24 protein-coding genes are annotated in these 24029 nt (G+C 66.1%); 10 read left to right on the top strand and 14 right to left on the bottom strand.

Annotated elements, in window-relative coordinates; genetic code table 11:
- Positions 1-173 precede the first annotated feature (173 nt).
- Complete coding sequence (locus CGK74_RS08830; RefSeq protein ID WP_206186216.1) at positions 174-1244, top strand: type I glyceraldehyde-3-phosphate dehydrogenase; 1071 nt, start codon at positions 174-176, stop codon at positions 1242-1244.
- 37 nt (positions 1245-1281) lie between these two features.
- Here CGK74_RS08830 and CGK74_RS08825 read toward each other — a convergent pair whose 3' ends face one another.
- Positions 1282-2667: a sensor domain-containing diguanylate cyclase gene (locus tag CGK74_RS08825; protein WP_133091806.1), complete on the bottom strand. Its 1386-nt coding sequence runs from the start codon at positions 2665-2667 to the stop codon at positions 1282-1284.
- Positions 2668-2767: 100 nt separating this feature from the next.
- On the opposite strand from CGK74_RS08825, the gene CGK74_RS08820 reads away from it, so the two are divergent.
- The 7 genes from CGK74_RS08820 to CGK74_RS08790 are packed head-to-tail and all read left to right on the top strand — an operon-like array spanning position 2768 to position 8678.
- Complete coding sequence (locus CGK74_RS08820) at positions 2768-3379, top strand: cytochrome c oxidase subunit 3 family protein (RefSeq protein WP_094268120.1); 612 nt, start codon at positions 2768-2770, stop codon at positions 3377-3379.
- Positions 3380-3389: 10 nt separating this feature from the next.
- Positions 3390-3677, top strand: a complete 288-nt coding sequence (locus CGK74_RS08815; protein ID WP_094268119.1) for a cytochrome C oxidase subunit IV family protein — start codon at positions 3390-3392, stop codon at positions 3675-3677.
- Positions 3674-4486: a CbbQ/NirQ/NorQ/GpvN family protein gene (locus tag CGK74_RS08810; protein ID WP_094268118.1), complete on the top strand. Its 813-nt coding sequence runs from the start codon at positions 3674-3676 to the stop codon at positions 4484-4486. Before CGK74_RS08815 ends, CGK74_RS08810 begins: the two co-directional genes overlap by 4 nt.
- A 28-nt stretch (positions 4487-4514) precedes the next feature.
- Positions 4515-4937: a magnetosome magnetite crystal formation protein family gene (locus CGK74_RS08805; protein ID WP_094268117.1), complete on the top strand. Its 423-nt coding sequence runs from the start codon at positions 4515-4517 to the stop codon at positions 4935-4937.
- Positions 4930-5949 carry a 4Fe-4S binding protein gene (locus CGK74_RS08800; RefSeq protein WP_094268116.1) on the top strand — a complete coding sequence of 340 codons (1020 nt, stop codon included), beginning with the start codon at positions 4930-4932 and terminating at the stop codon, positions 5947-5949. Before CGK74_RS08805 ends, CGK74_RS08800 begins: the two co-directional genes overlap by 8 nt.
- A 3-nt stretch (positions 5950-5952) precedes the next feature.
- Positions 5953-7890 carry a nitric oxide reductase activation protein NorD gene (locus CGK74_RS08795; protein WP_094268115.1) on the top strand — a complete coding sequence of 646 codons (1938 nt, stop codon included), beginning with the start codon at positions 5953-5955 and terminating at the stop codon, positions 7888-7890.
- A gap of 17 nt (positions 7891-7907) precedes the next feature.
- Complete coding sequence (locus CGK74_RS08790; RefSeq protein WP_094268181.1) at positions 7908-8678, top strand: Crp/Fnr family transcriptional regulator; 771 nt, start codon at positions 7908-7910, stop codon at positions 8676-8678.
- Between the two features lie 33 nt (positions 8679-8711).
- On the opposite strand, the gene CGK74_RS19380 is transcribed toward CGK74_RS08790, so the two are convergent.
- Positions 8712-10475, bottom strand: coding sequence for a methyl-accepting chemotaxis protein (locus CGK74_RS19380; RefSeq protein WP_094268114.1), 1764 nt, complete (start codon positions 10473-10475; stop codon positions 8712-8714).
- Positions 10476-10713: 238 nt separating this feature from the next.
- Between CGK74_RS19380 and CGK74_RS08780 the strand changes: the two genes are divergently transcribed.
- Complete coding sequence (locus CGK74_RS08780; protein WP_240498673.1) at positions 10714-11556, top strand: EAL domain-containing protein; 843 nt, start codon at positions 10714-10716, stop codon at positions 11554-11556.
- A gap of 66 nt (positions 11557-11622) precedes the next feature.
- Here CGK74_RS08780 and CGK74_RS08775 read toward each other — a convergent pair whose 3' ends face one another.
- The 3 genes from CGK74_RS08775 to nirJ are packed head-to-tail and all read right to left on the bottom strand — an operon-like array spanning position 11623 to position 15661.
- A complete protein-coding gene (locus CGK74_RS08775) occupies positions 11623-12810 on the bottom strand; it encodes an NnrS family protein (RefSeq protein ID WP_094268113.1) in 1188 nt (395 codons plus the stop codon).
- A gap of 47 nt (positions 12811-12857) precedes the next feature.
- Positions 12858-14453 carry a cytochrome D1 domain-containing protein gene (locus CGK74_RS08770; protein ID WP_420823170.1) on the bottom strand — a complete coding sequence of 532 codons (1596 nt, stop codon included), beginning with the start codon at positions 14451-14453 and terminating at the stop codon, positions 12858-12860.
- Positions 14450-15661, bottom strand: coding sequence for a heme d1 biosynthesis radical SAM protein NirJ (gene nirJ, locus CGK74_RS08765; protein ID WP_094268112.1), 1212 nt, complete (start codon positions 15659-15661; stop codon positions 14450-14452). The genes CGK74_RS08770 and nirJ overlap by 4 nt, the downstream gene beginning before the upstream one ends.
- 425 nt (positions 15662-16086) lie before the next feature.
- Between nirJ and CGK74_RS08760 the strand changes: the two genes are divergently transcribed.
- A complete protein-coding gene (locus CGK74_RS08760; RefSeq protein WP_133091803.1) occupies positions 16087-16266 on the top strand; it encodes a hypothetical protein in 180 nt (59 codons plus the stop codon).
- Positions 16267-16362: 96 nt separating this feature from the next.
- Here CGK74_RS08760 and ahbB (CGK74_RS08755) read toward each other — a convergent pair whose 3' ends face one another.
- The 9 genes from ahbB (CGK74_RS08755) to CGK74_RS08715 all read right to left on the bottom strand — a co-directional run bounded on the left by ahbB (CGK74_RS08755) (position 16363) and on the right by CGK74_RS08715 (position 23976).
- Positions 16363-16881: a siroheme decarboxylase subunit beta gene (gene ahbB, locus CGK74_RS08755; RefSeq protein WP_094268110.1), complete on the bottom strand. Its 519-nt coding sequence runs from the start codon at positions 16879-16881 to the stop codon at positions 16363-16365.
- On the bottom strand, positions 16878-17393 hold the full coding sequence (locus CGK74_RS08750) for an Lrp/AsnC family transcriptional regulator (protein WP_094268109.1): 516 nt from the start codon (positions 17391-17393) through the stop codon (positions 16878-16880). The genes ahbB (CGK74_RS08755) and CGK74_RS08750 overlap by 4 nt, the downstream gene beginning before the upstream one ends.
- Positions 17386-18435, bottom strand: a complete 1050-nt coding sequence (ahbB, locus tag CGK74_RS08745) for a siroheme decarboxylase subunit beta (RefSeq protein ID WP_094268108.1) — start codon at positions 18433-18435, stop codon at positions 17386-17388. The genes CGK74_RS08750 and ahbB (CGK74_RS08745) overlap by 8 nt, the downstream gene beginning before the upstream one ends.
- Complete coding sequence (locus CGK74_RS08740) at positions 18435-19649, bottom strand: cytochrome D1 domain-containing protein (RefSeq protein WP_094268107.1); 1215 nt, start codon at positions 19647-19649, stop codon at positions 18435-18437. Before CGK74_RS08740 ends, ahbB (CGK74_RS08745) begins: the two co-directional genes overlap by 1 nt.
- Before the next feature lie 61 nt (positions 19650-19710).
- On the bottom strand, positions 19711-20085 hold the full coding sequence (locus tag CGK74_RS08735) for a c-type cytochrome (protein WP_094268106.1): 375 nt from the start codon (positions 20083-20085) through the stop codon (positions 19711-19713).
- A gap of 119 nt (positions 20086-20204) precedes the next feature.
- Positions 20205-20537, bottom strand: a complete 333-nt coding sequence (locus CGK74_RS08730; protein ID WP_094268105.1) for a cupredoxin domain-containing protein — start codon at positions 20535-20537, stop codon at positions 20205-20207.
- Positions 20538-20696: 159 nt separating this feature from the next.
- Complete coding sequence (locus CGK74_RS08725) at positions 20697-21572, bottom strand: ethylbenzene dehydrogenase-related protein (protein ID WP_094268104.1); 876 nt, start codon at positions 21570-21572, stop codon at positions 20697-20699.
- Positions 21573-21622: 50 nt separating this feature from the next.
- Positions 21623-22186: a NapC/NirT family cytochrome c gene (locus CGK74_RS08720; RefSeq protein ID WP_094268103.1), complete on the bottom strand. Its 564-nt coding sequence runs from the start codon at positions 22184-22186 to the stop codon at positions 21623-21625.
- A 107-nt stretch (positions 22187-22293) separates the two neighbouring features.
- Positions 22294-23976, bottom strand: a complete 1683-nt coding sequence (locus CGK74_RS08715; protein ID WP_004255893.1) for a nitrite reductase — start codon at positions 23974-23976, stop codon at positions 22294-22296.
- Positions 23977-24029: the final 53 nt, after the last annotated feature.

Genomic DNA, 24029 nt, shown 5'->3' with positions numbered 1-24029 from the left:
ACCGGTGTCTCTCCGCAGTAACTCCTGGGCGACCAGGGGAAGGGGTTGGGGCGGCTTAGGCCGCCCCTTTTTTCGTCCACGCTCCGCGTGCTTTTTGCGTCCCCCACGCGGGAAGCCCCCTGGCAGCCGTTAGAATCCCGTTTCCCCTTTCCGCAACACCCCCGGAATCCGACGTGTCCCGCCCCAGCCAGCCTGCCCTGCCCCGCCCCCACCGTATTGCGATCAACGGCTATGGTCGCATCGGCCGCTGCTATCTGCGCGCGCTGCACGAGTCCGGGCTGGCCGGGCAGTTCCAGGTCGTCGCCATCAACGAGCCGGCGGACCTTGCCAGCATCGCCTACCTGACCCGCTTCGACTCCACGCATGGCCGCTTCCCCGGCGAAGTGGCAGCGGCCGAAGGCAGGCTGGTCATCGACGGCCATGCGATCGAGGTGAGCCACGCCACGACGCCCGAGGCGGTCAACTGGTCGGCCCACGAGGTCGACCTCGTCGTCGAATGCTCCGGGCAGTACAGCAGCCGCAGCGCGCTCAAGCGCTTTCTCGATGCCGGCTGCCCGCGCCTGCTGCTGTCGCACCCAGGCAACAGCGCCGAGGACGTCGACGCGACCATCGTTTACGGCATCAACGAATCCGGCCTGGGCGCCGATGCTCGCCTGGTGTCGAACGCTTCCTGCACCACCAACGCCGTCATCCCGGTGCTGGCGCTGTTGCAGCGCGAGCTCGGCCTGGAGAACGTGCTGCTGACGACGCTGCACTCGGCAATGAACGACCAGCCCCTGATCGACGGCTACCACCACGCCGACCTGCGCCGCACGCGCTCGGCCATGCAGTCGATCATTCCGGTGTCCACCGGCCTCGCGCGCGGCGTCGAGCGCCTGCTGCCGGAACTGGCCGGCAAAGTGCAGGCCAAGGCCATACGCGTGCCCACGCACAACGTCTCGGCGATCGACATGGTGCTGCAACTGGCGGAGGATGCCGACGCCGCACGCATCAACGCGCTGCTGCGCGCCGCCAGCGAGGGCGCCTATCGCCGGCTCATCGCCTGGTCGGACGACCCCCACGCCTCCATCGATTTCAACCACGACCCGCATTCGGCCATCGTCGATGGCGGCCAGACGCGCATGATCGGGCCAAGGCTGCTCAACCTGGTGGTGTGGTTTGACAACGAATGGGGCTTCGCCAGCCGCATGCTAGATGTGACGCGGCACTGGCTTGGAACCGTCCTGACGACCGAACGCCCCTGACCCGGCGCCGGAGCCCGTGCGGATCGCAGACGCGACCCTAGCTGCTCAGGGTATGCACCCTGTTCCGCCCCGCATGCTTTGCCGCGTAGAGCGCTCGGTCCGCGGTATTGAGCAGGGTGTCGATGCTGTCCTCGGGCGAGGACATCGAGGCAACCCCGATTGAAACGGTGAACCGGACGACCTGCCCGCCCTCGATAGGCACCTGCGCTTCGGCAAGCAGCAGTCTCAGGCGCTCGGCGACTTCCGCCGCCGCCGCAAGGCCCGTTTCCGGCAGCAGGATTGCGAACTCCTCCCCGCCGAGCCGGCCGAATACGTCAAGCGATCGCAACGCGCTGTGGCAACCATCGGCGAGCTTGCGGAGCACGGCGTCGCCGACGTGGTGTCCATACCGGTCGTTGATGCGTTTGAAGGCATCGACGTCCAGCATGAGGATGGATAGCTCACTTACGTAGCGCCTGGCGCGTTCGATCTCGGCGCCGCCCAGGGCCATGAAATGTCTGCGGTTGAAGACGCCGGTCAGGTAATCCGTCCGCGCCTGCCGCGCGACTTCTTCCTCGAGCAGCTTGCGCTCGGTCACGTCGGCATGGATGCCGCACATCCGGGTCGGCCTGCCCTGCTCGTCGCGCTGCGTGACGTTGGCCTGATCGAGAATCCAGCGGTAGGAACCGTCCTTGTGCTGCATCCGGTACTCGAGCTTGTGGGTCGGCGCCCGCCCGGCGAGCACCGCATTGATCGAAGCCCACGCCCGCTCACGGTCATCCGGATGGACGAAGTCGGACCACTGCATCGTCGTATGTTCGATTTCCTCGTAGGTATAGCCAAGCATCGTTGCCCAGCGTTCGTTGCGCATCACCTCGCCGGTGAGGATGCTCCAGTCCCACAGCCCGAGATCCGCGCCCTCGAGGACGAAGCGCAACTGCTCGGCGCGCTCCTTGAGCACGGCCTCCGTACGCTTGAGCTGCGAGACATCGTAGAAGCTGATGACGATCTTCTCGAGGGCACCACGCGGATCGAAGACAGGGAAAGCGCTGACCATGGCCCAAGCCACCCCCTCGATCCCGGGCCGCACCACACCCAGTACCTGCTCCGCCAGCGGAAGGCGGGTGGAAATCACGCGATTGACGGGGTAATCCTCGGGCGAAAGCCAGTGACCCTTCTCATCCTGCAATGACCAGCCCGGCATCAGATCCAGTGCGCCAAGCATGTCGCGCTTCGAAATACCCAACAGGTCGCAGGCACGGTCGTTCAGGAAAATGACGCGTGCATCGGCCGCATGCACGACGACACCCACGTGCAGCTTCTGCAGCAACTCCAGATCCTGCACACCCTGAACCATCGCCACCTCCCTGCAGATGCCGGCCCCAAGGCTTGTCGACGAAACGATAGCCCCGACCCCAAACGACCGCAACATGAGCCCCTGCAACCGCCCCCCGACTGCCGGAAGGCCCGCAGTCAGCACATCGCGCGGCCCCGGTTAACCGCGATCAATTTAATTTGCCGCGCCCCTGCCTAGACTGCGCCGCATGGAACAGCACACCCTTTCCGCGTCGCCCGTCGCGGCGCCCGAGCAGACGTCCGCCGGTCCACGCCTGGCAGGCGATCTCGCGATCTGGTTCTTCATCCTCGCCGAGTTGCTCGCCTTCGGCGTCTTCTTCGCCGCTTATGCCTTCACCCGCGCGAACAACATCGAGTTGTTCGATGCCGAGCAGGCGGCGCTCAACCGCAACGCCGGCGCGCTGAACACCATCCTTCTGCTCACCGCCAGCTACTTCGTGGTCCGTGCCGTGCAGGCTGCCGAACACCGCCTGTCGCAATCGTGCGCACGCTGGCTGCTCGCAGCCATCGCCTGCGGTGGCGGTTTCCTGATGGTGAAGATGTTCGAGTACGCAGCGGCATTCGAGCACAACATCAGTCTGTCCAGCAGCCCCTTCCACATGTTCTACCTGTCGCTGACCTTCTTCCACTTCATGCACGTCATTCTGGGCATGGTGATCCTGGTCGCGATGTGGAATGGCGCACGGGCGGGACGATATGGCCCAGGCGACATGAACGGCCTCGAGACCGGCGCCGCGTACTGGCACATGGTGGATCTGGTGTGGCTGATCCTGTTCCCGCTGGTCTATGTCATCCACTGAGGGCACAGGCATGCATTCCAGTTCCGACGTCCATGGCACCCCGCGCCGCGCTACCCTGCTGTGGGCGACGCTGATCGTCGCCACGCTGCTCACCTGGGGCATGGGCGCCCTGGGCGCCACCGGCAAGGGCGCCATCGCCATCCTGGCCCTGATCTCGTTCTGGAAGGGCGCCGTGATCATCCTCGACTTCATGGCGCTACGCCACGCGCCGCTGCTTTGGCGCGCGCTGACGCTGGGCTGGATGATCCTCGTCTGGGCCATCATCGCCATCGCATACATCAAGGGACTGCCGCAATGAAAATGGAAAACCTCGCAGGCGCCGCACAACTCGACCTGCCCTACTATCAGGCCGCCGGAGACGAAATCGCGGTGTTCGAGCACGCGTGGAAGAACCGCCTGCCGCTGTTGATCAAGGGCCCCACCGGCTGCGGCAAGACCCGCTTCGTCGCCCACATGGCGGCTCGCCTCGGCCTTCCGCTGTACACCGTGGCCTGCCACGACGACCTCACCGCCGCCGATCTGGTCGGCCGCCATCTCATCGGCGACGGCAAGACCGTATGGTGCGACGGCCCGCTGACCCGCGCCGTACGCGAAGGTGGCATCTGCTACCTCGACGAAGTCGTGGAGGCACGCAAGGACACCACGGTGGTGCTGCATCCGCTGGCCGACGACCGCCGCATCCTGCCCATCGACCGCACCGGAGAACTGCTCGAGGCACCACCCAGCTTCATGCTGGTCGTGTCCTACAACCCGGGCTACCAGAACCTGCTCAAGGGCATGAAGCCTTCCACGCGCCAGCGCTTCGTCAGCATCCGCTTCGATTTCCCGCGCGCGGAACAGGAAGAAGCCATCCTGCTCGGCGAGACCGGCTGCGCGCCCGACCTTGCCCGCCGACTGGTCACCATCGCAGGCGCGCTGCGTGCGCTCAAGGACCGCGACCTCGAGGAAGCCGCCAGCACCCGCCTGCTGATCTACGCCGCACTGCTGGTCAAGGACGGCATGGATCCGGTGGCCGCCTGCCGCGTCGGCATCATCGAGAGCCTGACCGATGACGCCGAAGTGGCCGAGGCACTGATGGAGGTGGTCTCTGCCACCTTCGGCCGCTGACGCTCGCCGCCGACCCGAGCCGCCGACCATGCCGATCGAACGCCCCGACCCACTGCGCCCGGACCCACTGCGTCATGTGATGCCAGGCCCCCGCCTCGCGGTGGTGGCCGAGGCCCTTTTCCTCATCAACCTGATGCTGGCGCCGGGGCTCGCCTTCCTGGTGCTGATGGTGTTGTGGGCGAAGCACCACAACAATCCTGACCCGCTGGTACGCAACCACCTGCGCCAGACCGGCTGGACCTGCATCTGGGGCGGCACCCTGCTGGTGAGCCTGAGCGTCGCCATCTTCGCCCTCGGCGGTTTCGACAACCCCTGGTCGTGGGTCATCGGCGTGCTGTACTTCACGCTCGTCCACGCCGGGCTGATCCTGCTCGGCGTGCTGGGTCTGTCGCGCGCAATCAACGGCCGCAGCTGGCGTTATCCCATCTTCGGGCCGCGCGAGCATGACTGAATTGAGCTCCCCTAGCAGCACGCCACGGCCGCAGCGCTTCATCCCCATCGCCGTGGCCGGCGCCGCCGCGCCGCGCAGCCGCCAAGGCAAGCGCCTCGCCTTCCAGGTCGGCTTCTTCGTGCTGTTCGTGCTCGCACCGGTATTCGACCTGCTGCGCTACGACCTCAACGCCGACCACGCCTGGCTGCTGGGCATGGAATGGCGGCTGGGGCTGGACGACTTCCTCGCCGGCAAGGCCACTGCGCTGGAAGCGGCCGGCAACATCATGCTGCGCCTGTTCGTGCCCCTGTTCGCCGGCGCCGGGCTCTTCATCTGGGCGGCGTGGAAGTGGGGCCGGCTGTACTGCGGCTGGCTGTGCCCGCACTTCTCTGTCGTCGAGACGATCAACAAGCTGATGGCGCGCGCCTCGGGCAAGCCCAGCGTGTGGGAGAAGTTCCCGCTGCCGCGCTGGAACAGCGATGGCAGCCCGCGCCGCGTGGATGCGCGCTGGTGGGCGGTGGTCGTGCCGGCAGCCGTGGCCTTCGCCTTCCTGTGGGCAGTGGTGCTGCTCACCTACCTGCTGCCGCCGGCCGAGGTCTACGGCAACCTGTTCAGCGGCAGTCTCACCCGCAACCAGTTCATTTTCATCACCGCCGCCACCGTGGTGCTGAGCCTGGAATTCCTCTTCGCCCGCCACCTGTTCTGCCGCTTCGTGTGCGCCGTCGGCCTGTTCCAGAGCCTGGCGTGGATGAGCAACAAGGACGCGATGGTGGTCGGTTTCAAGCGCGACCGCGCCAGCGACTGTGCAAGCTGCCTGCCCGAACGCCAGTCGGCCTGCGACGCGGTGTGCCCGATGCGGCTCAAGCCGCGCAACATCAAGCGCCACATGTTCACCTGCACGCAATGCGCCCAGTGCGTCGATGCCTGCGGCGAGACCCAACGCGACAACCCGGACGGCCCGTTGCTGGCCTGGGTGTCGGGCGAGGCCGCGCGGCAGAACGAAGCCGGCTTCCGTGCAATCCGGGAGCGTTGAAGCATGGAAGAAGTCGTCGGCAAGCTCTGGCACCGTTTCATCACCCGCGCAGCGGGCGGACACTACCCCGAGGCCGTGGTGAAACTGAAGGAGATCGAACGCATGACGGGCGTGTTCTTCCGCGCCCTCGGCGGCGACCCCGGCCTGCGCGTCGCGGCTGCGACCGCCGACGTGCATGGCGCGCGCCGCAGCCTGCTGTCGCGCATCGCCGGCAGTGACGAGCGCATCGCCCGCGCACGCATGGACGCAAGTACGCTGCGCCTGCCAATTGAACTGGACGCCCTGCCCGAGCGCAGTCTCAACCGCGACCTCTACCTGTGGCTGGCGGCGCTCGCGGCTGCGCAGGGCACCCCGATCGGTCCCGAGGACGAGGCCGCCCTGGCCGAAGCCCAGGCGCGGCTCGCGCCCCTGCCCGAAGGCGCCAGCGCCGACCCGGCGACCCTGGAGCTGCGCCTGAACCAGCTCGCCACGCTGCGCGCCCTGCTGCGCTGGCCAGGCCTCAAGGCGCGCTACGACCGCCTCGTTGCTGCCGTGCTGAAGCAGCGTCCCGATCCCGCCCGCCTGCCGCCCGGAGAGGCTGAACGCGAGCAACTGATCCGCCAGGCCTTGCAACAGCCCGGCAGCGTCGCTGCCCTGCCCGCCATGCCGCCCAAGGGCATGCCGCACCAGCCGGTGCTGCTGTGGCTGGGCGACCTCGTCACCAGCGCTGCGGCCGAGAAACGCAACAGCCAGGGCGCCGAGGCCAGCGCCAACGCACAGAGCAAGCGGGACGAACGCGAGACCGAGCGTCAGGCCCACCGCGTCGAGCGCGTCGAGCAGCCGCAGGAAAAGCACGGCCTGATGATCATCTTCCGCGCCGAGAGCCTGCTGTCGGTGGCCGAGTTCCTCAAGGTCAAGCGCAGCACCGACGACGACCCGGACGACAACGCCGCCGACGCCGCTGCCAACCTCGAGCAGCTCGCCCTGTCGCGCGACGAGGAACGCGTCGCCTCCAAGGTGCGCTTCGACCTCGACCTGCCCTCTGCGGCCGAGGACGACGTCGTGCTCGGCGACGGCATCCCGCTGCCGGAATGGGACTACCGCAAGGGCCTGCTGCGCGAGGACCATGTGCGCCTGCAGGAGCTCGCCGCTTCACCCCGGGACCCGCGCGCCGCCCCGGTACCGCTGCCGCAGCACCTGCGCCGCACCGCACGCCACCTGCACCGCCAGTTCGCCGCGCTGCAGCCCGGCCGGCGCTGGCTCAAGGGCCAGGTCGACGGCAGCGAACTCGACCTCGACGCCGTGGTGCGCGCCGCCACCGACCGCGCCATCGGCCACCATCCTTCCGACCAGCTCTATCTGTCGCTCGAAAAGCGCGAACGCGATCTCGCCTGCCTTGCGCTGGCCGACCTCTCCTTGTCCACCGACGCCTGGATCTCGTCCGAGGCGCGTGTCATCGACGTCATCCGCGACTCGCTGCTGCTGTTCGGCGAAGCCCTGTCCGCCACCGGCGACCGCTTCGCGCTGTGCGGCTTCTCCTCGGTCAAGCGCAGCAACGTGCGCTTCCATCGTCTGAAGGACTTCTCGCAGCGCTTCGACGACGCCGCGCGTGGCCGCATCATGGCGATCAAGCCCGGCTACTACACCCGCCTTGGGGCCGCCATCCGCCACGCCACCAGTGTGCTCGAGAAGCAGACCGCCGCACGCCGCATCCTGCTGATCCTGTCCGACGGCAAGCCCAACGACCTCGACCTCTACGACGGCCGCTATGGCATCGAGGACACCCGCGTCGCGGTCATCGAGGCGCGCTCCCGGGGCGTCGTGCCTTTCTGCGTCACCATCGACCGCGAAGGCGCCAGCTACCTGCCCCACCTGTTCGGCCCGGGCGGCTACGCCGTGATCCGCGAGCCCGACGAGTTGCCCGCCCGCCTGCCGATGTTCTACGCCCAACTCACCCGCTGATGCATGAGGCGAACGCCATGAACGATTATTGCGAGATCCCGTGCCAGGAGGCGCTGCGCGAGGCGCCCGCCCCCTCGGAAACTCCCTCCCTGCCGCCAGAGGTCGAGCGCCTGTGCCGCCTGCTGCGCCACGCGGCCATGTTCCAGGGCCTGGGCTGCGACGAGATCGCCCGTTTCGCCCGCGGCGTGCGCGAGATCAAGGCCCCCAAGGGCGACATCCTGTTCCACCGCGGCGACGCCTGCACCGGCTTCCACCTGATCCTGTCGGGCCAGATCAAGCTCGCGTTCACGTCTTCCGAAGGCAACGAGAAGGTGGTCGACATCCTGCGTCCCGGCCAGAGCTTCGGCGAGGCGGTCATGTTCATGGACAAGCCCTACGTCGTGATGGCCCAAGCGCTTACCGACAGCACGCTGCTGCACATCGGCAAGCAGGTCTTCTTCGAGGAAATGAACGGCGACCCGCTGTTCTGCCGCAAGATCATCGCCGGCCTCGCCCAGCGCCTGCACCGCCTGATGGGCGACGTCGAAAGCTACTCGCTGCGTTCCGGGCGCGAACGCATCATCGGCTACCTGCTGCGCGAGGAAGAGATGAGCGGAGAAGGCGTCGGCACCGGCCGCGTCTCGATCCGCCTGCCCACGAGCAAGGGCACCATCGCCTCGCGCCTCAACCTCACGCAGGAACACTTCTCACGCATCCTGCACGAGCTGACGGACTCGGGCCTGATCGAGGTAGAAGGACGGACCATCCACATTCCAGACATCGAAAAGCTGCGCGGCAGCCTGGAATAAGGGCCAGTTGGCCGCCTCAAAGCGCAGGCGGGCTCAGGACGAGGACAGCAGCTTATTGAGCGAAGCGCTCAAACGGTCGATGCGCTCGTTGCTCTCGCGCACCAGCTGGGTGATTTCGCTCGCCGACACGGCCGACTGCTGCGCGAGCTTGCGGACCTCGTCGGCGACGACGGCAAAGCCCCGCCCGGATTCGCCCGCCCGTGCGGCCTCGATCGCGGCGTTTAGCGCCAGCAGGTTGGTCTTGTCGGTAATGTCGTTGATGCTGCCGATGATGCTCGCGATATGGCGGCTGGACTCCTGCACCAGGCGCATTTCGCGATCGGTCACCTCGGCGGCCTCCAGCTTCGCCTGCTCATCCACCCCGTAGCTGACGATACGCTTGATTTTGCCGATCGAATCGGTGATCGGGCACAAGGCGCCGTCGAAGCGGACGGGCCGGTCATCCTTGTCGCGGACGTCGAATTCACCCGTGATCTGTTCGCCCTTGAGCAGCATGCCGAACCGCTCCTCGCCGAGGATGTCGCGCAGGTTGCGCTTGCGCGCGAGCAACTCGGCGGCGGTCTTGTAGCCCAGATGCCGGGCCATGTACTCGTTCGCCGACATCATCTGGCCAGTGGTTTCCCATTCGGCCACGCCGTTGCTGACACTGATGGCCGCAAAGCGCTTCTCGGATTCGAGCGACAGCTCCTTGGTGGCGGTGATGTTCGCCTGGATGGAGATGAACTGTTCCAGCTCGCCGTCATCGTTGAGCACGGGATTGATGGCGAGCGAAATCCAGTAGTGCTCGCCCGATTTGCGGTAGTTCAGGATCTCGTCATAGATCGGGCGGCGATGCTGCAGAGCGTCCCTGATCCGCTCGATCGTTTTCGGATCGGTCGCCGGGCCCTGCAGCAGCGGGCCGGGCTTCTTGCCCCGGACTTCGTCCAAGGTGTAGCCGGTCAGCTTCTCGAACCCGCGGTTCACATACTGGATCAGGCCGTCCTTGCCCGTGATGACGATGGAGTTGTCGGTCTCGTTCGCCACCAGCGACAGCAGCTTGAACTCCCTGTTGCGCAGCATCTGGGGCGTGATGTCACTGGCAAACTTGACCACCCTGACGACCTCGCCCCCCGCCCCGAGGATCGGATTGTAGGTGGCGTGGATCCATACGGAGCGCCCACCCTTGGCGACCCGCTCGAACTCAGCGGTCTGGAACTGGCCTGCGCGCAGCTTCTGCCAGAAATCGGCGTACGCCCGCGATCCGCGCTCCTGCTCGGGTACGAAGATCTGGTGCTTCTGCCCCCGGATCTCTGCAATGGAATAGCCCATCAGCCTGAGGAAGTTCTCGTTCGCGTCAAGGATGGTGGCGTCGGGGCTGAACTCGATGACTGCCTGCGCGCGGTTGATCGCCGCGAGTTGGGATTCGACCCGCGCGCGCGAAACGACCTGCGCGGTCACATCGGTCGCGAACTTGATCACGCGGACAACCTTGCTCCCGCGCACGATGGGCGTGTAGGTCGCCTGAATCCACACGGGCTGACCGCTCTTCGTGATCCTGCGGAACTCGCCTGTCTGCGGTTTCCCCGCGCGCAGCGCCTGCCAGAAGGCGCGGTACGCGTCGGTTTCGGCATCGCTCGGATGCACGAACATGCGATGCGGCCGCCCACGGACTTCCTCGAGGGAATAGCCCAGCAGGTCGAGGAAGCGCTTGTTGGCGCGGACGATGTTGCCCTGCAGGTCAAACTCGATGACGGCCTGGGTCTGCTCGATCGCATCGATGACATCCAGCGCGCGCTTGGTGCGAAAGAGATTGAACATCAGAGGGTTTCCTTGGTGCTGGTCAGGCGTTTCGATCAGACAGTAACGGCCGCAAAACCGCAGGCTTGAGCGCAGAGGGGAGCCCATCACGCCGCGTCACGATGGACAGCCGAGACGCCAGCCGCAAGCGCATTCAGACCATCGCTCGCGAAAAACTGCACGCTTTCGCGCCAACTGAACGCACCCGCGAACACGGAAACGTGGAACACTCGCAACGAAGCAAGGCAACACACAGGCCTTGCCCTCAATTCTGGATGCCGACTTGATATCGAACACGCAAGCCCCCGCACCCTCTCCCTGCAGCCGCGACGGCGAGACGCCGGTCGGCGGCTGCAATCGCTGTCGCGGCCTCGCGCCGCTCGATTTCGACTTCAGCATGGCCTTCCAGCCCATCGTCGATGTCCGCAGCGACGTGGTGTGGGCGTGGGAAGCGCTGGTGCGTGGCCCGCAAGGCGAAGGCGCGGGCAGCATCCTGTCGCGCATCACCGAGGACAACCGCTACCAGTTCGACCAGCACTGCCGCATCCGCGCCATCGAGCTGGCCCACGGGCTGGGTATCCCGGCGCGGCTGAGCATCAACTTCCTGCCCAATGCCGTGTATGAGCCGCGCGCCTGCATCCGCGCGACCATCGAGGCCGCCAACCGCGTGGGCTTCCCGCTGGAGCGGCTGCAGTTCGAGATCACCGAAGTCGAGGAAGTGCGCAACGACGGCCATTTGCGCCGCATCGTCGAGGAGTACCGCGCCATCGGTTTCGGCACCGCGATCGACGACTTCGGCGCGGGCTACGCCGGCCTGAACCTGCTGACGCACTTCCAGCCCGATGTGCTGAAGATCGACATGAACCTCGTACGCGGCATCGACCAGGACCGCACCCGCCGGCTGATCGTACGCAACCTGGTGCAGCTGGCCGGCGAGCTGCCCTGCACGCTGATCGCCGAAGGCATCGAGACGCCTGACGAGGCACGCTGCCTGGCCGACCTGGGCATCACGCTGCACCAGGGCTATGCGTACGCGCGACCGGGCTTCGAGAGCCTGCCGCAGCCCGACATGGCAATGCTGGAAAAGGTGAAGGCGGGCTGAACGCTCGCCGCGCCAGCCCGCCTTTAGGCCATCCGGGGCGCCACAGCAGCCCCGGCGAATCCCTCCTCAGCCTTCCTTGCCGTCGACCCGCGCCCGCAGCAGGAAGGGCGTGTAGCGCCACAGGTAGAGCAGGAAGCCCAGCGACCACACCGTTGCGGCGGCGTGAATGCCGCCGACCGCCGCGGCCGGAATCGCCACGACGGTCAGCACCCGGATCAGCACCGCCAGTTGCACCAGCACATAGGCCGCGGTCTCCATCGGCCCGGCCACCAGCATGCGGCCGGTGTGGCCGAGCGCGGTGCGGGTGATCATGCCGATGATGAGCCCGCCCGTGGCGCCGATGGCCAGCGCGTGGATGCCGGCCGTGCGCGGCAGCACGCCGAGCTGGGCGAGGCCGATCAGCGCGAGGCCGATCGGGATCCACATGTAGGACAGGTGCAGGATCCACAGCAGCGACACCTTGCGCGTCGCCCACGGGTTCCAGCCGCCCACCCGCACCGCCTGCAGAAGCGCGGCGATGATCGACACCGGTGCCGCCCAGGTCCCCGCGCCGGTCGCCCACAGCAGCAGTGCGACGCCGGTGGCGATGGCCGCCGCCCAATCCACGCGCTTGTCCCGCCACTGCTTGATGCCGCGGATCCCGTTGAAGGTGAACATCGGGATCACGCGACCGCCGATGATGGTCTCCAGCACCACAATCAGCCCCAGTGCCAGATGCATCGCCATCAGCGGATCGGCGTCGATGACCTGCAGCACCGCGAGGTGGAACACCAGGTTGGCCAGCGCCAGCAGGCCGGGCAGCACGCCGACGAAGTAGTTGCGCTTGCTCTTGGCCTTGACCAGCACGCGCAGCAGCAGCACCGCCGCGACCGGCAGGAAGGCGATGTCGATCACCGCCACCCATGCGCCGCTGCCGAAGGCCATCGCCAGCCGCCCGGCCAGCCAAAGCCCGGCGAGCAGCGCCAGCGGCGCGCCCGAGGGCGTATCCAGCCCGGTCCAGTTGCGCCCCGCGGTGAACAGGAAGCCGATGATGACCGCGGCCGCAAAGCCGAAGATCATCTCGTGCGCGTGCCACCACATGCCCGGGATGGGTAGTTGCAGGCCGCCGGAAAAAGCCACCGCCCACACTGGTATGGCGATGACGGCCAGCGCTGCAGCCAGCAGGTAGAAGGGCCGGAAGGCCAGTGCCCAGAGCGAAAATGTGTCGGGCGGAATGCGTTTGGTAGTCGGTTCTTCGAGGGGAATCAGGGCCATGTTGCTTTTTCTCTATGGGGTATTGCCGGGACACTCGGCCACTGGACTCAGTGACTGGTGCCTTCTTCGCGTGTGATCTTGTTCCACACGTTGTACTTGCCCACCGGCTTTCTCATCGGCAGGCGTTTCACTTCTTCCAGGGTCCGGGCGTCATAGACGATGACGGCGCCGTCGTCTTCCCACAGGCTGGCCAGCGCATAACGACCGTCGCGGGTGAACTCGATGTGCGCCAGCGTCTTACCCGGTTCGCCGGTGATTTCGCGCACGACCTCGAGGGTCTGCTTGTCGATGACCTGCAGGATGTGCTTGGCCTGCGGGCTCATCATCGAGTCGACGAAGGCGTAGCGGCTGTTGGCGTGGCTGCGCAGGAAGAAGCCGGGGCCACGCGTGGCGATGCGCTTGATGACCTCCCAGGTCTTCATGTCGATGACCGTGACCTCGCCCGCCTTGAGGTTGGTGCTGGCCATCACGGTGCGCGCCTTGCCGCTGGTGTCTATCCACTCCCAGGTGATACCCGACCCCAGATGCGGCATGCCGTCCAGCGGCAGGTTGGCGATCTTGCGCCGGATGTCGAGATTCACCACCTGCCCCACGCCTTCGCGCGAGGCACCCATCAGTTCGGCGTAGTCCTGGGTGAAGAAGAAGTCGTCGAGCACTTCGTCGAGGATGGTGCGGCGCGGGTTGAGGTAGCCGGGGATGAAGCTGCCTTCCTTCTGCGCGTAGTCATGGATGAAGCCGGTGGGAATGTCCTCGACCGCCTTGGTGTAACTGATCTCCCACACCTCGGGTACGTCCTTCAGCGCGGCGATGAAGGACTGGCGTGGCGTGGCGTCGTACACCGCCGATACACGCGAGCTATGCTTGCCGTCGCGGTCGGTAGCGGCGAGGGTCTTGACCAGATTGAGGTCACCGTCGAGCAGCACCAGGCTGTTGGGCAGGTAGTTGGCCACTGCGACGTGCTTGCCATCGGGCGACGCAGCGACGTTGCGGGTGTTGATGCCCGCCCTCACCTCGGCCACCACCTTCAGGTTCCACAGGTCGAACTTGGTGATCCAGCCATCGCGCGAGCCGAAGAACACGTAGCGCCCGTTGGCGGCGAACTTGGGCCCGCCGTGCAGCGCGAAGCGCGACTGGAAGCGGTGGATGGGCTCGAGCTTGTCGCCGTCGAGCACGCTGACGTGGTGATCTCCGCCTTCGACGACGAGGAAGAGATTCATCGGATCGGCATCGAACACCGGCGTATCGGACAGCGTCGCCGGATCGACATGCTGGATGCGCGAGGCGCGGATGTCCTCGTCGGTCCAGCGCGGCGGCGGTTCGACCGGGCTGTAGATCCAGTCGACCAGCGCGGCGATCTCGTCCTTCGAGAGCTGCGCGGCGAAGCCGGCCATCTGCGTGGCGGTGCGGCCTTCGGCCACCACCTTCAGCGCCTCGGGCTTGCGCAGGCGCGCCAGGTTGTCCGGCAGCAGCGCCGGGCCCATCCCACCGAGCCGGTCGGCCGCATGGCAGCTAGCGCAGTGCTGGGCGTAGTTCGCGGCAACCTTCGCCACGCCGTCGTCGGCCGCATGGGCCTGGGTGGCTGTCGCAGCGCCCACCGCGGCCAGCGCCAAACCGGCGAACAGGATGGAGTGACGGATCATCATGCCGACACCTTTGCAATGCGGACCCACGGGGTCGTCACGACACGCTCGCCACCTTCGTAGCTGGCGGCGGTGACGCCGATCTCCTCATCGTCCAGATAGCAGCCCGGGTCTTCCGCCCAATGATTGCCGGTGACCTGCGAGGCGCGCACGCGCGAACTGCCGTTGCAGATGTCCAGGTACTTGCAGGCGCCGCAACGCCCCTCGAGCGTGCGCGGGTGCTGCTTGAGCCCGGCCAGCAGCGGGTTGGAAAGATCGTTCCAGATGTCGCCGAAGGCGCGCTTGCGCACGTCGCCCAGCGGCACGTGCCACCACATGGTGTCCGGATGCACGATGCCCAGGTTGTCGATGTTGGCCACATTGACGCCGCTGGCGTTGCCGCCCCACTGCCGTAGCTTGGCCTCGATATGCGCGGCACGCTCGGGAAAGCGGCGCTGCACCCACTGCAACAGGAAGGGGCCGTCCGCATCGTTGTTGCCGGTGACGAAGTCCTTTTCGATGCCGCGGCGGTGCAGATCGAGGCAGGTCTCGAACAGCAGCTCCATCGCCTCGCGCGTGGTGCGGTGGCGGGCGTCGCCGGCGCGGTTCTTGTTCCCGCGCCCGGCATAGTTCAGGTGCGAGAAGTAGAACTTGTCGATGCCCTCGTCTTCCACCAGCTTCAGCAACGCCGGCAGGTCGTGGGCGTTGCCTTCGGTCATCGTGTAGCGCACGCCCACCTTGATGTCGCGCGCCAGACACAGGCGGATACCGTGCATCGAGGCCTCGAAGGCGCCCTGCTTGCGGCGGAAGTGGTCATGCGTGGCGCCGATGCCGTCGAGGCTGACGCCGACGTAATCGAAGCCGATCTCGTCGATGGCGTCGATGTTGGATTCGTCGATCAGTGTGCCGTTGGACGACAGCGCCACGTAGAAACCCATCGCTTTGGCGCGGCGGGCGATGTCGAAGATGTCGGGGCGCAGCAGCGGCTCGCCGCCGGACAGGATCAGTACCGGAACCCGGGCGGCCTTCAGGTCGTCCATGACCTTGAAGACCTCGGCGGTATTCAGCTCGCCGGGGAAATCCTTGTCCGCCGAGATCGAGTAGCAGTGCTCGCAGGTCAGGTTGCAGCGCCGGATCAGGTTCCAGATGACGACCGGCCCCGGTGGGTTGCGGCGCGGTCCGGCGGGCGTGGGCTGGTCGAGTTCGCGGATGAAGTGGGCGATGCGAAACATGAGGGCTCTCCTGAGTGCAGCTCATTAGAGCCGAGCCGGAGTGCGGGAAAAATGACACGGGTCAAGGGGCCGGGCGAAACACAGCGGATGCGGCGCTTGCCGCTGGCCAGCAGCGCCCGTTCCGCCGGCTGCTGCGGACGCCGGCAGCTCGTGACCCGCTTCACGGCGCGCGAAGAAGTACCTGGTCTATGCTTCGCCCGAATTGCGCAACCTGTCTCCGAGCACGCGGGACGCACCTGGCCAAGCGGGATTTCAGGGCGCCAGCGTCTGTCGAATACCTCACGACGTAACCCCATACTGCATCCCGTGGCCAGCGAATGCACCGAAAGCGTGCAAATGACACACACGGATTATCGTTTTTTACATTTTTGTGTTTTTCTACGGTTTAATTCGGTGAGGTTGCCTTATCAATGCGAGCCAACGCCATGACTACCCCCAAATCGCACAACGACCGCTTCATCTCCATTCCGGAGCTCTCCGACGAGACTTGGGAATTGCTGATGGAGATCTGCGAGCTGACCCCCGGCCTCAGGGAGTTCGACGACGAAACCGCTACGCAGCGGCGTGCGGTCGAAGAACGTCCGAACGGCAGCCTGCCGCACTGAGGCGTCCACGCACAACGGTTGACGCGGCATCGGATCTGGCTGCAGTCCACAACCGCGCGGGCCGCGAAGGCCGGCCTGATCGTCGATCCGCCGCGCTCAGCCGGCGATACGAAGTCCCGTTTTCTTGAGAATACCGGCGGAAAACAGAACGTCCCGCCCCTTGCAGGCTCCGCGAAACTCGCGTTCGAGCAGCATCGCAATCTCGTCCACCCGCGCCAGCGCGGCCTCCCGCGACGCCGCATGCACCATCGCAAACAGGTTGTACGGCCAGTCCGGCAGATGCCGGGGGCGCCGGTAGCAGTGGGTGACGAAGTCGAGTGCGCCCACGCGCTCGCCGACGGGATCGATCACGGCATCGTCGATATTCCACACGCTCATGCCGTTGGCCGTGTAGCCAATCGCATAATGATTGGGCACGGCGCCGATACGACGGATGCGCCCGCTCTCCAGCATCTGCGTCAGCCGCTCGCGCACCGCTTCCTCGGTGCAGCCGACCTGCGCGGCAACGGCGGCATACGGTCGCGACACCACCGGCAGGCCATCCTGCGTGGCCAGCACGATACGCCGGTCGAGTTCATCGAGACCGCTATGGTCAGGTGCAGGGCTTGCCATCATGCCTCCAGCTTCATCTCGACGAAGTATTCCTTTTCCTTCGGGAACAGATGTACCGGCAGCCCGGTGGCCGCCTCGATGCGGCCTGCCACATCGGCGATGCCTTCCGGACGTTCGGTCGCAAGCACGAACCACATGTTGAGGCTGTGTTCCCGGCGGTAGTTGTGCGCCACCTCGGGAAAGCCGTTCACCGCCTCCGCCACCTCACCCCACGCCGCCTCGGGCACCGCCATCGCCGCAAGGCAGAAGGCGCCGCCCATGCGTTCGATCTGGAACATCGGGCCGAAGCGCGTCAACACCCGGTCGCGCAGCATGGCCTGCACCCGCGCGATCACTTCGGCCTCGTCGAGTCCGACTGCAGCCGCAACATCGGCAAAAGGCGTTTCGGTCAGCGGGAAATCACCCTGCAGCGCGTTGATCAGCTTGCGGTCGGTTGCATCGGGTTCGCGCGTAGCGGCAAGGCCGCGGCGGCTAGCCGCCGGTGCCGCCACGCCCGGCGTGGACGTCTCAGACATGGGCGCCCTCCTTGGCCGACAGATAGCGCGCGCCGGTCTGCTTGAAGCGCCGGCAGCTGAACAGCACGTCGTGGGGCGCAACATCGAGCCCCAGTCGGGCCGCGATCTCGCCGCGCGCCGCCAGCACATCGTCGCGCGCGCTCCCATGGATCATGCAGAACAGGTTGTAGGGCCAGCCGGGCATCACGCGGCGCCGGCGGTAGCACAAGGTCACCGCGGGCTCGCGAGCGAGCAGACGGCCCAACTCGCTCACCTTGTTGTCCGGAATGTCCCACACGCACATCGCGTTGGCCTCCAGCCCCAGTTCATGGTGGCGAACCACGACGCCGAGGCGCCGGATCAGGCCCTCGGCTTGCCAGCGCTCGATCAGTTCGATCGCCATGGCCTCGGTGAGGCCCGCCTGCTCGCCCAGCGCCGCATACGGGCGCGGCACCAGCGGCAGACCCGCCTGCAGCACGGTGATCAGATCGCGTTCGAGCCCGGGCAGCGCACAGGCCGCGCCTTGCGCCGTGGCGATGGGACGCGGTTCTGCGCTGCGGTGGCACGCAGCACGCTGTCCGCCCTGATCCGCGCCGAGGTCGAAGCCGAGGTCGATGTGGAACTCCTCTTCCAGCGGCAGCACGATGACTGCGCAGCCGGTATCACGTTCGATGCCGGCCACGACGTCCTGCAGATGGCCTTCGGACGCCGCGGTCACCACGAACCACAGGTTGTAACGGTGCTCGCGCTGGTAATTGTGGTTGATCGCGGGTTCTCCGCTGACGCGGGCCGCGATCTCCTCGAGCCGCTCAGGAGGCGCCGCCAGGGCAGCGAGTGCGCTCGCACCCAGCCGGCGCGGGGCGAACACGGCACCGACCCGGCTCACCAGGCCGCCGTCGATCAGGCGGCGGTAGGCAGCAATCACCTGCGCTTCGTCCAGCCCGACGGCCTCGCCGACGCGGGCGAATGGCTGCGGATCAAGGGGAAACCCGCGCTGCCATTCGTTGAGCAGGCGGAAGTCGGTCGCATCGACCGCACTCGGCAGCGTGACGGTGCGCGGCATCAGAACCCCGTGCGCGCGGCGCGCGTGGTGAAGAAGATGCCGCTCGGGCTGGCCGACTCGAAGCCGCCGACCTGCTGCTTGGATGCGGTGTCGAAGATGACGACCTTGTTGTCGTCACGCGCCGACATCCAGACCTCGTGGCCCTTGGACAGGAACTCCATGTGCAGGATGCCGCGTCCCGGCTGCAGCGTGTGCGTGACCTTGCCGCTGACGGTGTCGATGACCTGCACCCAGCCATTGTCCGGGAAGGCGAAGTTCACCCAGATCTCCCGCCCGTCGGGCCGCGCCATGGCGAACACCGGCTGGCTCTTGACCGGAATGCGGCCCACTTCCTGCCAGGTGCCGGTATCGACCACCAGGACCTCGTGGCGCCCGATTGCGGGCAGATACGCGCGACCACCGGCCACCGACCAGCCGCGCAGGTGCGGCATCTTGTACACCGGCAGCGGCTCCTGCCCCTTGCCATAACCCGACAGGATCTTGCGGCTGCCCTGCTCCGGGTTCCACAGGTCGAGCATGGCCAGACCGTCCTCGCCGAACAGGCCGGCGATGTAGTGGCGGCCATCGGGGGTCACCAGCGCATCGTAGGGTTGGTTGCCGCCGGCGAAGCGCTGGGTCTGCGGCTTCTTCGGGTCGGAGAAGTCAGTGATCCAGATCTCGCCCGCTTCGAACAGCGCGTAGATGAAGCGATTGCCTGACAGGTCGGCCAGGCCGACCACCTTCGAGCGGCGACCGTCCTCGGTGATCGCCGGCACCTCGGCGAGCAGCTCCAGCGTATTGGCATCGAACGCCTTCACGCCGCCCGGCGCGTAGTTCTGCGCGACCACGATGCGGCCGTCGTGCGAGATCGAGCCGCCAATGGAATTGCCCGCCTGCAGCACGCGGCCGACGATCCTCGCTTCGAGCAGATCGACCTTGGTCAACCCGCCGTCGCGGCCGAACACGAAGGCGTAGCGCGCATCGCGCGAGAACACCACCGAGGCGTGCGACAGGTCGCCCAGGCCATCGACGGTGGCGAGCACCGAACGTCCGGTGGTTTCGATGACTTTCACACGGCCGTCAGCGCGCTCGATGACCACACCCAGGTCGCCGCTGCCACGCAGCCCGGCCGCGGGAGGGACACTGGAACAGGCCGCAAGCAGCCAGACGATGGCTGGAAGGATCACCGCCCACAGGGCGGGCGGCGCCAGGCGCACCTTGGTTTGCGAAGACATGGAGACTCCAGCTGCAGAAGGGGAATTCGGATGGAGCGTGGGTGTGGCTCAGCGCGATTGATCAGCGAGAAGGCGGCAGTCCGGCGTCGGGCGGGAAGCCGCGCATCAGCTGGTCGACAATCCACTCGGCCTCGGGCTCGCTGACGATGCCGAGGAAAGGTGGCATCGGCGTGCCGGGTCGGCCGCTGACGACAGTCGCGACCAAACCCTCGAAAGGCTTGTCGGCCAGGGCGTCGGGCGTGAGTGCGGGACCGAGCCCGCCGGCCAGCGTCAGGCCATGACAGGAACCGCAGTCCTGGCGGACGATGTGGATCAGCTCACGGGCACGCTGCTCTTCGGGGGCGACCGCCTTCGTCTCGGAAGCTGAGGCGAATGCGGCGACCAGCGCTGCGCCGAGGAAGACGGCAACGTGGGCTAGCAGGGGTGGGATCTTCATCACGCAATCCGTTGGCAGGTCAGTGCGTGACAGGATGGCGACAAGGCCCGGGCGATACCTTGACTCGCATCAACCCTGATGACGCCACGGTCTTGGCGCGCGACCGGACCTTGCCAAGCTCAGGGTTCGATGACGATGACGCCCTGCATCTCCGGGTGCGGCCCGCAGCGATACTCGACGCGGCCGGGCTGGTCGAACTTGCGCGACCAGCGCTCGCCAGGAAAGAAGCGTTCGGATTCCTCGCCCGTGGCATTGAACAGGACCGAATGGCTCACGCGCTTCTCGCCATTGATCCAGGTCACGGTGTCGCCCACCTTGATCGTCAGTTCGGCCGGTGTGTAGGTGTATTGGACGATCTGGATCTCGTGCTCGGCCGCCCATGCCACACCTGCGAACAGCGACGTGGCGAACAGGCCGGCGTACAGGCCGCGTGTGATGCGCTTCGTGTTCACGATCCTCTCCCGTAGCCGCCCACGACCACCAGTTCGTGACCCGCGATCCGGCGCATCGAAACGGCGTGATTGACACACAAGGCATGACGGGAACCCGCGCGCCCGCGTGGGTTCCCGTCGTCCATCATGTGCGCGGCGCCAGGGCCGCGCTACCGCCTCTTACTGCTTGGCCGCGGTGACGTCGGCCTGGGCATCGATGCCCAGCTTGTAGCCCAACGAGACATGGTGGAAGCGGCCGGCCGCGCTGTCGTCGTGGATGGCGAAGCCGAAGTTGTAGGTCTTGCCCGCTTCCAGCGCCACATCGCCCTGTCCGCCCGCGAACTTGCGGGTGAACACGACGGTCCAGGTGTCGCCGTCCTGCTTGCCTTCGGCGCTGACCAGCGCGGTGCCGCCTTCCATCACGCGCGACTCGGCCACGTGGCCGTCAAAGCCCTTCTTCTCGCCGCTGCGCCACTGGTACAGGTCGTAGAACTTGCCCTCGGCCAGCGACGCGCCCTTGACGTATTTGGTCTTGGTGTCGGCGGCGCCCGGCATGGTGCGCGAATCCTGATGGCAGGTCGCCCAGCAGCCAGCCTGGTCGGCAAGCTCGACCTTGCCGCCGGACTCGAGCATGAACGCGATCTTGACCGGGTTCTTGTCGTCCATCTTGGCCGCACCCGAAGCCGCAGGCTGCTTCCACGAGAAGCGCAGGTAGAGGTTGGCGCCGTCGTGCGCGGCCTGCACCTTCACCGGGATGAAGGCAGCCTTGCCGGCGATCGGGCTGGGCTCGATCTTCTGGCCGCTGGCCATCTTCTTGCCCATGTCTGCCGCTTCCTCGTCGTGGCAGTCGGCACAGGTCTCGCCCTTCTTCAGCGCGCGTGCGCCGCCGTGCTCGGTGCCCTTCTGGATCCACTCCAGCGGCGATACGCCCGGGTAGAACAGCGTGATGTCCTTGGCCGCAACCTTGCTCCAGTCGGCCGGCGCGGCAGCCAGGGCCGAACCGGCACCGAAGGCGAGAATGGCACCGACAGCGCCTGCAATCATTGTTTTCTTCATGGTCGATTCCTCACTGTGGATGGGTCGGACAAGCGTCGCACGCGTGCGAATCACTCCTCGTCTTCCTCGGTCATGCCTTCCGGCTTGTGGTGCGCGATACCCTTGTGGCAGTCGATGCAGGTCATCTTGTCCTCGATGGCCATCTCGTGCTGCTTGCGTGCGCGCTGCTTCTGCATCTCGGGTTTCATGCTCTCGAAGCTGTGGCAGTTACGGCATTCACGCGAATCCGACGCCTTCATGCGCGCCCATTCACTGCGCGCGAGTGTCAGGCGCTTGGCTTCGAACTTCTCCCGCGTGTCGATGGTGCCGGTCAGCTTGCCCCACACCTCGCGCGAGGCCTGGACCTTGCGGATCATCTTGTGCGTCCAGTCCTTGGGCACATGGCAGTCGGGACAGGTGGCGCGCACACCGGTGCGGTTGTTGTAGTGAATCGTTTCCTTGTATTCCATGTACACGTTCTGCTCCATTTCATGGCAGGAAATGCAGAACGTCTCGGTGTTGGTGGCCTCCAGCACGGTGTTGAAACCGCCCCAGAAAAGCACGCCAAGCAGAATGCCGACAGACAAAAGGCCACCCAGCGAATACTTCGTGGAAGGCCGGCGCAGGCGGGCCATGAGGCCGCCGGAATCTTGTTGTTTGGAGCTGTCTCGATCTGTCATGGGAGTCCCCTCGTGCCCCCGCGCCGAGGCGCGGGGGTCCGGGTCAATGATCGGCTAGGCGATCAATAGACGTCGTGCATCGTGTTGTAGACGTTGAACTTGCCGGTCGGGGTCACGATCGACGGATCGGTGATGACCTTCTTCAGCTTCAGCGTCTTGTCGTCGTAGATCACGATGGCCGACTGGTCCGTCTTGCCGCCCCACAGCGAGATCCACACTTCGTCGCCCGCCTCGTTGTACTCGGGCTGGACGGCACGACGGATCGCCTTGCTTTCCGGCAGACCGGAATCCTTGGCGACGTCGATGCGCACCGGCTCCTTCGACAGGTCGGCCTTGTCGAACACGAACACCGACTCGGCGATCTCACGCTCGGGGTTCATCGGCGCATCGGCCCAGAAGTTCTTGGACTTCGGATGCGTCTTGACGAACAGGTTGCCCGCGCCCGGCATCTTCAGTTCCTGGACGACCTTCCAGTTGTGCTCCTTGTACTTGGAGAACTTGGCGTCGTCGGACGGCGTGGAGATCAGGGACACGACGGCATCGCCGAGGTGGCCGGTCGACCACACGGGACCGAACTGCGGATGGACGAAGTTGGCGCCGCGACCCGGGTGCGGGATCTTGGCGGTGTCGACCAGGGCGGCCAGCTTGCCGGTCTTGGTATCGACTGCGGCAACCTTGTTCGACGCGTTGGCCGCGACCATGAAGTAGCGCCCCGAGGCATCCCAACCGCCGTCATGCAGGAACTTGGCGGACTCGATGGTGGTGGTCTTCAGGTTCTTGATGTCGCTGTAGTCCACCAGCAGGATCATGCCGGTTTCCTTGACGTTGACCACCCACTCCGGTTTGGTCAGCGAGGCCACGATGGAGGCCACGCGCGGCTCCGGGTGATACTCGCCGTCGACGGTCTGGCCACGGGTCGAGACGACCTTGATCGGCTCGAGCGTCTCGCCGTCCATGATCGAGTACTGGGGCGGCCAGTAGGTGCCACCGATCAGGTACTTGTCTTCGAAGCCCTTGAACTTGGAGGTATCGACCGAACGGGCATCCGAACCCAGGCGCACGGTGGCGACGGTGGTCGGCTCCTCGTAGTACATGTCGATGATGGTGGTCAGGCCATCGCGACCGACGGTGTAGACGTAGCGACCCGAGGCCGACAGGCGCGAGATGTGCACCGCGTAGCCGGTGTCGAGGACCTTCCAGATCTTGTGGGTGTCGCCATCGACCAAGGCCAGCTTGCCCGCGTCGCGCAGCGTGATCGCGAACACGTTCTTCAGGTTGACCTTGTTCATCTGCTTGGTCGGACGCTGGTCGACCGGAACGAGCAGCTTCCAGCTGTCCTTCATGTCCTTGAGCGAGAACTCGGGCGGGATCGGCGGCTCATTCTGGATGTAGCGCGCCATCAGGTTGATCTCTTCCTTGGTCAGGATGTCGTCGTAGTTGACCATGCCGCCTTCGGTGCCGTAGGCGATGATCTTCTCGAGACGATCGGTACCCAGCTTGAGGGTGCCGCCTTCCATCTTGGTGCCGTCGGCCAGCGTCTTCTCCCAGTGCGGCTCGAGGTTCTTGCCGGTGGCGCCCTTGCGCAGCACGCCGTGGCAGCCGGCACAGCGTTCGAAGTAGATCTGTTTCGCCTTGGCCATCTCGTCGGGCGTCAACTGCGGCGCGGTCTGCGCCCAGGCACTGCCAAGCGCCATCGGCAGAATTGCCAGCGCCAGGGTTTTGCCGATCCAACTCTTGTTTTGCATTTCCCTCTCCTTAAGCATCACGGGACGTGGAACAACACAGCGGCGCCAGTATT

This window comes from Thauera propionica (assembly GCF_002245655.1).
GTDB lineage: Bacteria > Pseudomonadota > Gammaproteobacteria > Burkholderiales > Rhodocyclaceae > Thauera > Thauera propionica.
Note: the sequence above shows the minus strand (reverse complement) of the source record. Positions and strands in the feature narration are given on the sequence as shown.